The organism is Vibrio hippocampi (genome assembly GCF_921292975.1).
Classification (GTDB): domain Bacteria; phylum Pseudomonadota; class Gammaproteobacteria; order Enterobacterales; family Vibrionaceae; genus Vibrio; species Vibrio hippocampi.
Genome location: NZ_CAKLCM010000003.1, coordinates 292649 through 304701, shown reverse-complemented (window position 1 = coordinate 304701; position 12053 = coordinate 292649). Strand labels below are relative to the sequence as shown.

The window sequence follows — 12053 nt, the reverse complement described above, 5'->3', positions numbered from 1 at the left end:
TAACTCCATCATTCACTTTTAAATCCGTCATTGACCATTAACTCCGTCATCCACTTTTAACTCCGTCATCCCGCACCTGTTGCGGGATCTACCCACCACACCAGCCACAATCAAAAAATACGCATCGCATTAATTTATGCGCTCCAACATCAGAGTAGGAGGTTCTAACTTAGCTCGGAAGCTCTGGTAGATAAAAATGAGCACTCTAGCTCCATATTGACGACAGAATTTCGCCCAAGCTTCTTTGCCTGATAAAGCCCCCTATCGGCACGACCTAAAAGTGCTACCGTACTTTCTTCACTCCTAACCTGAGCCACACCCAAACTGGCTGTGACGGGTGTATTTAACCCGAAGTCGTGCTGTTCAATTTTATCCTTCAGATCCTTAGCAACGATTTCAGCCTGAGAGTGTTCTGTTTTCGGTAAGACAAAGAGGAACTCCTCTCCTCCCCACCTGCCGATATAATCGGACGAGCGGATTGCGCCAGTCAGAAGGGTCGCAAGCTCTTGGAGTATCTTATCGCCCGTTAAATGCCCATAGGTATCGTTAATCGTCTTGAAATAGTCAATATCGAGGAGCAGTACGGACAGTGGCTCATGAATTGTTCGCTTTTTCTTTAACTCCAATAATAACTGTTTTTCAATGCAGCGTCGGTTGGCTATCGCTGTTAAATGGTCTGTAGTAGCAATATGACGCAGCTTTGCGTTGAGTTGATTCATCGCTTTAGCATACTTACTGAGAGTGAATTGTCGCCAGAGCAGAAAAACCATAACGATTGCAACTAGGATAGCAATTCGTACAAGCCAGATACTGTCGAACAAGCTACGGCTGACTTCGATATCAAACCACTTTTTGTACAGCCCGACCTTCTCTTGCTCAGACAGGGACGAGATCCCTTTTTGAAAAATGGATACCAGAGGCTGTTTACCCTTGCCTACCCCAAGCTTCATGCTGTTTTCTTGCGGTACAGAACCTACTATCTTAATATTTTCCAGTGCTAGAGCTTCGACGCTGTTGACGACATTAGGAAGTCCATCGATTGTAGCAAAAACCTTTTGTCCACTAACTAGCTTTAAGGCCTCTCGAGTGTTTTCTACTTCAATGATTTCTATCTGTGGGTGGTGCTCACGAACATAGTCGGTAATAAAGTAGTAAGCCTGAAGGGCCACTTTCTTACCATAAAGTTCGGTGTAATCACCGATAAAGGAGGCGTCATCATGAGTCGCAATTACAGTTGGGAACTGAAAGTAAGCCTGAGTAAAATCAATATGACGCTTTGCTTCTTTCGTTTCATTCATCAAAGGGATGATATCGCATTTTCCCGCCTTAAGACTGTCTAAGGTCTCTTCCCACGTAGCCGTTGGGACTAATCTGAGACGAACGCCAATCCGTTTTGCTATCTTATTAATAAGATCAGCGGAAAGACCACTGTGTACGCCATTATCATCTATAAAATCAAGTGGTGGCCAAGAAGGGTCTACACAGATTTTTACTTCCGGATTTGCGAAGAGATACTCTTTCTCGGTGACGTTCAAGTTAACCATGCTTTGGTCATAGAGCTCATGTACCTTGAGTAACCATTTTTTACGAATCCGGTTTAACTCATCAGCCGTTATAGCGTTTAACCCCTTCTGAATGATAGAGAATAGAAGGACATTATCGACGCCGGTGGCAATGTTGAGGTTACTGATAAAGGGCTCGTCACTAACCTGAAATGCAAGGCGCAAATCGGAAACCATACGCTGCGATATGATGTAATCGACAACTCCGATTTCCTCCATAAAGGCGTCCGCACGCCCTGAATGAATAGCTTCTATGCACTCAAGTATATCTTTAACTGCGATTATTTTGATCTCAGGGTGATACTTAGGCAGATTAATTTCCAAATCGAACCCAGCCGGAACTGCTACTGTTTTCCCTTTAAGATCATTGAAGTTGAAGATTTTTTTACTGTTCTCGTTAGTTGTGAAAATACCACTGAGACTTTTGGCATAGGGGGTGGTAAAACTCAAATGTTGACGTCGTTCCGGTAGATCGACAATGTTCAGCATGACATCCAGTTGACCATCATGCATCATATCGAGAAACTCCTCCCAGCTAGGTCCACTTACATATTCTATTTTCAGACCAGTTACGTCAGCCACTCTGTTCATGACATCAATACTTAAGCCCTGTGCCCGACCACTTTCAAAAAAGTTGAAGGGAGGCCAATCGGTTTCATTGTGAACTTTTATCACTTTCTTCTGGGCTATATATGCCTGCTCATCGGCACTTAACTGAAGTGCGAGGGCACTGTTCGTTGTTAGAACTAAAATAAGGCATTGGAGAGTAAAACTGGCAATGTTCCTCAATCTCGATAACCCGTAGTAAATAATGTTCAAAGCTATTTCACCATATCCCTGCTAGATTGGACGGTTTTTGCCAATTTGTTGTTTTATAGTTAGTTATCTATAAATCCTGCCACACATAACATTAATTTTACAGTGGATTAAGCATGTTCTTAAAAATTCGATAAGGGCGACTAAGCATCAAAAAATCTAAAAGCGCCGCTGTTACGCAGGAGCATAAATTCAAGTATTGCAAAATAATCAGAATGAGCCACTGGTATATAACAACAATGGCAACTATAAATATCTCAAAACACCTATCACAAGGTCATTTATTCCACTAATAATTTCTGATTGTAGTTAGAGAATATAGCCTCAAGTCTATAACTTGGAACCATCGCGTATAACTTTTAGCATATAAAACTCACATGGATCGTGTGCCTAAAAAAAGCCCCAAGACTTTACACCTTGGGACTGTTCCTCAAACAGTAACGATTGACATATCAAAAGTTAACCAGTTCATTGATTGTATTGTTATAACTTCCTCACACGAGTATTAGAAAGCCTTTCATGAAGGAATAGCCGCTCTTTATTAAATAATGGATACAACAGCCCCAACCCAAAGGGCAAAATTGACAGAAACTTAGCTATGTTTCTTTTAAACGACTGCCTATAAGTCAGTTCATTGCCATCTATATCCTCAACTCTAATTCTTAGAATTGTCTTCCCTATGGTATTCTTCGTATTTGACCCTTCAAAAATAACAAAGTAAACAAGACATAAAATTGAAGCGACATTTCTTATTAAATTTCTTTCTTCTAGAAACATTGCTCTGATAGCCATATCTTTCTGGTTATCAATAAATAATCTAAAAGTTTCATCAAAACCTTGGAAATACCAAAAATATGCAGCCACAAATATTGTTATCGGTATGACATCTATAATATAAGCAATCAATCGCCTTATCTTCATCTGCTACTCCAGTTAAAGTTATTAATTAGTTATAACGCAACATAAGCGGAACCTTTCAGTGCTTACAACCCGCTCAATAGCTAGCGACTTGATAGATACCTTTTGAATGGACAGAAATTCGTTAGAATAAGCACCTAAAAAACTTCATTAAAATTCTAAAAGTATCTTTATACCCTAAGTATTTACTATGAAATTTTACGTGCGACAAACAAAAACAATGGGTACTCTATTTTAATTCCTTCGTAATTTTCCTGCCAAATTTCATAATATCTACCGCATTGTTCTACCGAAAAACCAACATTCTTGGCAAGCTCGGTTAAGTGTTCAACATCGAAACCATTGTGACCCACAAAGTTAGGGTTGTGCTTATGGAACGCCCCATCTTCTTTAAAGAGGTCAGCAATAATTAAACAACCATTTTCCTCCAGCTTATTGAATGCATTGAATAAGAACTCTTTGGTATCTTCAATATGATGAAGTGTCATCAATGTCATGATAACTGAGTGCTCTGATTTAAGTTCAGAAATGCTTGAAATATTATGAATTTCTGTATTATCAATCTTTGCCGCATCGATTTTAGCTTTTGCTTTATCCAACATTTTTGATGAAGCGTCGACTAGGTGTACCTGCTGAAACTCGTTATAAAACTGCAATCCTAGTAATCCAGTCCCACACCCAAAATCAACAATACTTTCATGCGAATGAAAGGCAATTTTCTTTATTTTATTTGCTGTGATTTGTGCTCTTTCAAGCTTTAAAGGACACTCATCCCAATTACTCGCTTGTCCATCAAAATATGTACCCATAATTCCCTCTTTTGAGCCGCGCACCTATAACATAAGGCTCACTAGGCAAATAAATTCCAAAATTCATCCAGTGAAATTCACACCTAACACCTAGTTGGTAACAAGGTTACCACTAAATCATTACTTAAACCGTAAGTTAGATTTGATATTTAGAGAAAGTATGTCTAATGAGGCTTTGATGTTATGAGTGCGCTCTCAATTAAAACAGTTTAACCCTCAGCTATTTACTATCCAATTCAATCAGCCAGTGTTATGTATAAACTTGGAACCATCGCGTATAACTTTTAGTATTGAAAACTCGCATTGACCGTGCGCCTGAACAAAAAAGCCCCAAGATATTCCATCTCAGGGCTCATCATCCAACAAAGCTCAAACTCAAGCCGTCTTCACTTCCTTAACCTCCGTGGTCTCTGCCTTTTTTTCTACGACAGGTTCCGGCTTAGACTGTTTCTCGTACAGGAATTTCAGAACCGCTTGGCGACACTTCTGATACTCACTGTTTTCAGCTAACGCAACGCGGTCACGGGGGCGAGGGAGGTTAATGTCTAAGACCTCACCAATCGTTGCAGCAGGACCATTGGTCATCATAACGATCTTATCGGATAGCAGTACCGCTTCATCCACATCGTGGGTAATCATGATGACCGTATTTTTCAATTCCGCTTGAATACGCATTAACGAGTCTTGTAAGTGGGCTCGGGTCAGGGCATCCAGCGCCCCAAACGGTTCATCCATTAGCAATACTTTGGGTTGTAGTGCTAACGCGCGGGCGATCCCCACACGCTGCTTCATACCACCGGAGATCTCGTCAGGTTTCTTATCCGAAGCGTGCGACATCTGAATCAGGTCAAGGTAGTGATGCACTTGCTCTCGAACCCAATGCTTACCCTTACCTTTCGCAATCTGTTTAACGGCTAATTCCACGTTTTCATACACGGTCAGCCAAGGCAAAAGAGAGTGGTTCTGGAACACGACGGCTCTATCAGGTCCCGGACCTGCGACCTCGCGACCATCCACAATAACACCACCATCGGTAGGAAGATGTAAGCCAGCGACCAAGTTCAAAACCGTTGACTTACCACAGCCCGAGTGACCAATCAGAGAAATAAACTCCCCTTCTTCTATCTGAAAATTGACATTTTTAAGCGCAATAAACTCACCGTTTGGCGTTGGAAAACGCATCCCTAACTGGGTTAAATCGAGTAATGGTTTAGACATAATGTTCTCCTTAACGCAACGCTTGTTGTTTATTCCAAGACAACCACTTCTGTAGTTGTAACATGCCACGATCTAGCAGTAGACCAACGAAACCGATAGTAATGACCGCCACCATGATTCGACCAAGCGAAGCAGAGCTACCGTTTTGGAATTCATCCCAAACAAATTTACCAAGACCGGGGTTTTGCGCCAGCATCTCTGCCGCAATCAGCACCATCCAAGCAATACCTAATGATAGACGTAGACCGGTAAAGATCATCGGAATCGCTGACGGCAGCACGATAGTCCGGATATGTTGCCACCAAGAAAGCTGCAATACTTTACTCACATTGATCAGGTCTTTGTCGACACTGGTCACACCTACTGCGGTGTTAATCAGCGTTGGCCACAGGCTACACAGAGCAACGGTCAGCAGTGAGTTAACAAACGATTTAGCAAACATCGGGTCATCACTGACATAAGTTGCACTGACCACCATGGTGACAATCGGTAGCCACGCCAGTGGTGAGACCGGTTTTAACAATTGGATAATAGGGTTAAAGGCTTGGTACGCACCGTTGTTGAGGCCAAGCACAATACCGAGCGGCACCGCGATCAGCGTCGCTAATAAAAATCCGCAAGCTACGGTAAAGAGACTGGTCACTATCTGGTCAAAAAAGGTAGGTTTACCTGTATAAGGGCGAATTTTTACCTTTGCATCTGGGTTTTTCGCCAATTTAGCCGCATTACGCTTCTCTTGCCTTTCGATAAATTTCTCTTCTTTCTCCCTTTCTTCCCAGTGCTCAGAAACTAAGTTACTGAATTGCTGGAAGGTTTGAACTGGGCCTGGCAGCGTACCCAGTGATGTCTCGACTTGTTTTGCACTTAAGTGCCAAAACATAAGAAACACCAAAATACCGATGATAGGAAAAAAGATAATTTTGCTTTTGTTAACCACAATCTTTCGACTGGGCATTAACGAAATGACATTACTCGACATAAGTTACTCCTGTTACTTCCCTGTAGCGAGCGCAGCAGCCCAGCGGCTACTGCGCACAGCGTCCTAAACTTTGTCTTTTCCTTTAAGACCGATTGAGAATTTCTCTATATACGCGTTAGGCTCACGACCGTCATAAACGATGTCATCAATGAAGTGAGTCTGTGGCGCTCTAAAGCCATCTTCTGACTTAAAGTCTGGGAAGTCCTTGCTGGTTAATACGCCATCTGAAACAAGCGCTTCTGCAGCCTGCTTATAGATGTCTGGACGATAAACTTCTTTCGCCACGTCCATGTACCATTCATCGGATTGAGCTTCTGGTAACTGACCCCAACGACGCATCTGAGTTAAATACCAGATCGCATCACTGTAGTATGGGTAAGTCGCGTTATGACGGAAGAATACGTTGAAATCTGGCACATCACGTTTGTCGCCTTTTTCGTACTCAAATGTACCTGTCATAGAGTTAGCAATTACTTCATAATCAGCACCAACGTATTGGCTCTTAGCTAAGATTTTCACTGCTTCTGGACGGTTAGCGTTGTTGTTTTCATCTAACCAGTGCGCCGCACGAATCAAGGCTTTCACAACACGGATATGCGTATTCGGGTATTTCTCAGCCCATTCTTTAGATACACCAAATACTTTCTCTGGGTTGTTTTTCCAGATCTCGTAGTCAGTCACGACTGGCGTACCAATACCTTTAAATACCGCTTGCTGGTTCCACGGTTCACCCACACAGTAGCCCTTGATAGTGCCCGCTTCCATTGTGGCTGGCATTTGTGGTGGAGGGGTAACACTGAGTAGAACATCAGCATCAACCTGACCACTGTTGTCGCCAGATTTAGGTGCGTAATAACCTGGGTGAATGCCACCCGCGGCTAACCAATAACGCAACTCATAGTTGTGCGTGGAAACTGGGAATACCATTCCCATGTTAAATGGCTTACCTTCATCTAGGTAACTTTCTACCACCGGCTTAAGTGCGTCCGCCTTGATAGGGTGAACTGGTTTACCATCTGCTTGCTTTGGAATGTGCGGCTTCATCTGCTCCCACGTATCATTTGATACCGTGATTGCGTTGCCGTTCAGGTCCATACTAAACGCGGTAATGATTTCCGCTTTGGTACCAATACCAACCGTCGCGCCTAATGGCTGACCCGCGAGCATGTGCGCACCTTGCAATTCACCGTCGATCACTCGGTCAAGCAGAACCTTCCAGTTCGCCTGCGCTTCCAAGGTGACGTAAAGACCTTCATCTTCAAAGAAACCTTTTTCATAAGCGACTGCGAGTGGCGCCATATCTGTGAGCTTAATAAAACCAAACTTGAGATCCTCTAGCTCAGGCTCACCCAACTCTGCCAATGCCGCTGGCATATAAAGAGAGGATGATAGCGCGATACAAGCCGCCGATGCTTTGATAGTTGATTTCCATTTCATTCGCTTTCTCCTTTTGGGGCGGTTATCTATGAATCAGTGCGGATAACTCACCTTTTCATTCTTGTAACCTTAAAAATAACAACTGGTAACACTTAACGATTGCTAGTTACAATCCAACAAACGTGCCAACTTGAAAAAGTCATTAAATACATAAGGTTAGGATTAACTAAAAAGCGATGCTCAATGAGCGTGCATGTTAATAGTGCGTCGCGCACCATATAATTTTTTTTCGGATAACCCTAAAGGGTTACTTCTTTGAGGAATAAGGGATTAGCTGGAGTAGTGATTAAATCGCAGCAATAGACAGAGCAAAATCGCGCTGTTTTTTCGATGAAATGGGACAATTGGTATAGAAATGTAGAACAGGACGGCGAAAGATTCTATCAGCACTGGCAAGCGAGGATATTTTATCAAATCCAGAAAACAAAAAAAGCTCCCAACCTAAGTTGAGAGCTTGAAGAGATGGTGCCCCGGGCCGGACTTGAACCGGCACAGCGCGAACGCCGAGGGATTTTAAATCCCTTGTGTCTACCAATTCCACCACCAGGGCACGCAAAACTTGTTGCGATGGAGACACCATCTTGGATACCGCTTTCGCCATATCTTTATATTTGGAGCGACACACGAGGTTCCTAATTTCAAGGCTTAAGGCGTGACCTCAACCTTGGCAAGGTTGCGCTCTACCAACTGAGCTAGTGTCGCAAATTCTCGAAGAGAGAATGGAGGCGCCTCCCGGAGTCGAACCGAGGTCCACGGATTTGCAATCCGCTGCATAGCCACTCTGCCAAGGCGCCTTATTTTTCAACACGTTAACGAGAGGCTCGTTGTTGTGTTCGGCGCTTACTTTAACGGTTAGAGAAAATTAGTCAAACAAAAAAATAAGAAAACAGACCTGTTTGACGATAAATGCCGCAATGTGTTTATCATTCAAACGCTTTTGTTATTTTTTCAACAACGCTGACATTCCACTACAGAAAGCTTGTCTCAAACTCGCTAATTCTTGCCGCTGATTTCTTCGCTTCTTCGATGGTATTGTCTAAATAGCTCGCTACTTGAGAAAGGCTCATTTCCATCTCGGTGGGTAAGTCAGCGCGGATAAAACCGTGAGGCAAGGCAGCGTGAAACTTAGAACGTACCAAGCGTAAATGGTGCTCTGTCTCTTCTAACTGTGCCACCAAAGTATTGGCAGTTTGCGCCCAGGCTTGTCGCTTGTCGGCGGCGACGCTCTGTGTCGATACTAGTGTTGCCAATACCGAACGATTGGCAATGTCTTTGACGGCGAGTTGATGATTAGCATCGACCTCAACCCGTAAACGGCATAGATGCGTGTTGTGATTAACATAACCATAAACATCACTCCCGCCCTCTTTAATCGCTCGACTCAGTTCGTCCTTGGCAACATAAACCCAACGGCTATCGCCCTTTTCATTTTCTGAAACCGACATATTGCTTTGCAGCAGCACTAGCTTAATTAGATTCCCGGCGGTCCCAACTTTATAGGTTTTAGCATGGCTTAAATTATACTGATAAGTATCTTTGCGTCTTAAACCTGTCCCAGCTTCCATAGAAAGAGAAATCGCTAACTCGGTTTCTATCTCGTCTTGAATATCTCGCATATCTTCTTTGATGCGTTCGATCGACATCGAGACGTCTTGCTGATCAAATGCATGATTGAGGGCAAATTCTTTTAGCGCGTTAGTGATGATCTCTAATGATTCCGGGCTGTTCCAGAGACAGTCCTGCAACAGTAAGAGATCGAGCGGATTGACCGCATCACGCCCATTAAAGAAGGCGCTCGCCTTAAGCAGTTTGACCGCTTTCTTCCAGCGTCTATCAGAAACATACAGTTCAGACTCCGCTAGGTGGTGATGCTCCGCGGCATTCTCAAGCATGGTTTTGAGGTGATAAAGCTTGTCGAACACGTCATCAGGTAAAGCAACGTCCTCAAGCTCTTGTTGCCACTGGTGATACTCTTCATCGGTAATCGCCAAACCGTCAGGGATTTTCGCCTCAAGGGGAGTGCCTACGGTCAACATGGACTTAAAGTTCTGTTTGTTCTGGATGCGATTCACGAACACTCGCACCAACATTCGATCATACAAAGCATCAAGACCACTGTCTTCATCAGGCAATTCATTCGATGCGGAGATCAACAGACGCATCGGCACGCGCTCAACATCACTGCCGTTTTTGAAGGTTTTTTCGTTCACTACGGTTAATAAGGTATTGAGAATGGCGGGACCCGCTTTCCAGATCTCATCCAGAAACACCACCTGAGCCGTTGGCAAATAGCCATCGGTTAAGCGCAGGTAACGACCATTGTCTTTGAGTTCTTGGATGCTTAATGGTCCAAACACCTCTTCGGGTGTCGAAAAGCGCGTCATCAGATACTCGAAGTAGCTATGGCTATCAAACGCTTGGATCAGGCGTTTGGCAATCAGACTTTTAGCGATCCCCGGAGGACCTAATAAGAAAACACTTTCGCCAGATAACGCCGCTAACAAACACAACTTGATGGTTTCTTGGCGCTCATAAACGCCATCGGAGAGCGCGGCTGCCAGTTTGTTAATACGTTCAGCGAGCAATGCTTTATTCGCGTGAGACACCATGGTGGGTTTGATCATTGTAATTCCTTTGTATTAACCGCACGGTCGACGTGATTGGATTGTTCACTCTAGCCTATCTTGTTTTATTACCCAAACTGCTGAGCAAAGAAACTTTTTGCTTTGTTGAAACCTTTGGCGGGACTTTGTGCGATACGACCCATTAGACTTGGATGGTAACGCCACTGGCAATCGAACAAGCTCATCAGTTCTGGATTGCCATATTTCGATAAGCAGAGTGAATGAAAACGGTTGTATTTGCCTTGTAGCGCAGTGACCTTTGCTACGATTTCGTCACTTTGGCTTGGGGCAATAAAGTCTGAAATCACAATCAAGTCTGCGTTGATATAACGCTCTTCAGACATCGCATCCACCGCATAGGAAAGCAATTTGCCAAAATCTGTGCCTCCCTTGAAGGTGTAGGAGAGAAAATCACTCGCCTCTTTTAAGCCGTTATCACTGGTAAAGTCATAAGTCACATAGCTTGAGGAGAACAAAATAAGCTGACATTCACGATCCTGCTCCGCAGCAATCTTAAGCAACGCATACGCCATCGCTTTCGCGCATTTTTCTGGGCTCCCCTGCATGGAACCGGATGCATCAACGGCAATCACAATCGGACCCTGCTCAATGTCTGCTTCTCCGCTGCTATGGGTGGGAGTGAGCAGTTTACGAATCGAACGCTGCTTGCCTTCGCTTTTGTAAGTCAGTAATCGCTTCTCTGCAAGATGTTGATAGAACACAGTCTCAAGCTCTGGAAATGCGAGATACATGGTCTCATTAGGGAGCAACTTATTGATATCGTTGCTGACATGAATACCGACGATATCATCGGTGGCAAAATCGCTTTGTACTTCAGCCTGTACCTGATTTTCGGCTTGCGCACGATTTAACTCCGGCGCATCGACCTCTTTCGCCATGCGGCCCAATTGGTTAGCGATATCATTGAGCTCAGAGTGTTGCGCCAAGTAATTCGAATATTGCTCGATCTGTTTCCAATCTTGTTTGGTTAGGCTTCCCCCAGCCAGATCCCATAAACGCCCCAAACTCTCGTCTTTACCGGTATCGGACAGGTGATCCATATCTTTCAGCGTTTCAATTCGTTTATATAGCTCTTTCAGTAACTTAGATTTTTGCTCATCAAGCGTCTGCTGCTGACCGCTTTCTACTGCCTGTTTGAGACAGTCATACCAATAACGACAAAATTGACGGGCGAAGATGGAGTTTGGCAAGGTGTCTTTGCTCGCGGCTAACTGATGGGCTTGTTGGTAGAAAGGCGATTCGCTGTCGATCTTGGCAAGAATGGTATCGAATTGGTACACAAATTCGTCTTCACTGAGATACACCACTTCTTGATACTGGTCTAAATCATCTTGCAATGTGTGGGTGTGATTGGAATGAATCAGGCGATGCTTTACATTTTCGGTCCACTTGGAAAGATGTTCAGTGACACTTTTCTTTACGCCCTCGTCACTACCGACCGACAATAAATCGGCTTGCATAACCACATCTCTGACTGCTGCATCAATGATTCCTGATTCCGCTACCATCATGGCAAGGTTTAGGCTATCAGCCCCAAGCATTGTACTCTCCAGTTAATCGACCAAATTGATGCTGTTTTTTTCTAAAGCTCGAAAGCCACACTTTGTTTTTAAACGCTGGTTTTTAGACGCTGGCTTTTAAACGGTGGCTTTCCAAACTAAAACTGTGA

8 protein-coding genes and 3 tRNA genes are annotated in these 12053 nt (G+C 43.8%); all 11 read right to left on the bottom strand.

Features of this window, described 5'->3' with window-relative positions; genetic code table 11:
• Positions 1 to 164 precede the first annotated feature (164 nt).
• The 11 genes from L9Q39_RS14410 to viaA all read right to left on the bottom strand — a co-directional run bounded on the left by L9Q39_RS14410 (position 165) and on the right by viaA (position 11925).
• Positions 165 to 2381: a transporter substrate-binding domain-containing diguanylate cyclase gene (locus L9Q39_RS14410; RefSeq protein WP_237485801.1), complete on the bottom strand. Its 2217-nt coding sequence runs from the start codon at positions 2379 to 2381 to the stop codon at positions 165 to 167.
• Positions 2382 to 2861: 480 nt separating this feature from the next.
• On the bottom strand, positions 2862 to 3299 hold the full coding sequence (locus L9Q39_RS14405) for an RDD family protein (RefSeq protein WP_237485800.1): 438 nt from the start codon (positions 3297 to 3299) through the stop codon (positions 2862 to 2864).
• A gap of 185 nt (positions 3300 to 3484) precedes the next feature.
• A complete protein-coding gene (locus L9Q39_RS14400; protein ID WP_290369160.1) occupies positions 3485 to 4129 on the bottom strand; it encodes a class I SAM-dependent DNA methyltransferase in 645 nt (214 codons plus the stop codon).
• 351 nt (positions 4130 to 4480) lie between these two features.
• Positions 4481 to 5323, bottom strand: coding sequence for an ABC transporter ATP-binding protein (locus L9Q39_RS14395; RefSeq protein ID WP_237485798.1), 843 nt, complete (start codon positions 5321 to 5323; stop codon positions 4481 to 4483).
• Positions 5324 to 5333: 10 nt separating this feature from the next.
• A complete protein-coding gene (locus L9Q39_RS14390) occupies positions 5334 to 6302 on the bottom strand; it encodes an ABC transporter permease (protein ID WP_237485797.1) in 969 nt (322 codons plus the stop codon).
• A gap of 63 nt (positions 6303 to 6365) precedes the next feature.
• Complete coding sequence (locus L9Q39_RS14385; RefSeq protein WP_237485796.1) at positions 6366 to 7739, bottom strand: CmpA/NrtA family ABC transporter substrate-binding protein; 1374 nt, start codon at positions 7737 to 7739, stop codon at positions 6366 to 6368.
• 463 nt (positions 7740 to 8202) lie between these two features.
• A tRNA-Leu gene (locus L9Q39_RS14380) sits at positions 8203 to 8289 on the bottom strand.
• A 62-nt stretch (positions 8290 to 8351) separates the two neighbouring features.
• Positions 8352 to 8441: transfer RNA gene (locus L9Q39_RS14375), tRNA-Gly, on the bottom strand.
• Positions 8442 to 8459: 18 nt separating this feature from the next.
• Positions 8460 to 8533 (bottom strand) — tRNA-Cys (locus tag L9Q39_RS14370).
• Positions 8534 to 8707: 174 nt separating this feature from the next.
• A complete protein-coding gene (locus L9Q39_RS14365) occupies positions 8708 to 10363 on the bottom strand; it encodes an ATPase RavA domain-containing protein (protein WP_237485795.1) in 1656 nt (551 codons plus the stop codon).
• 68 nt (positions 10364 to 10431) lie between these two features.
• Positions 10432 to 11925, bottom strand: a complete 1494-nt coding sequence (gene viaA, locus L9Q39_RS14360) for an ATPase RavA stimulator ViaA (RefSeq protein WP_237485794.1) — start codon at positions 11923 to 11925, stop codon at positions 10432 to 10434.
• Positions 11926 to 12053 lie beyond the last annotated feature (128 nt).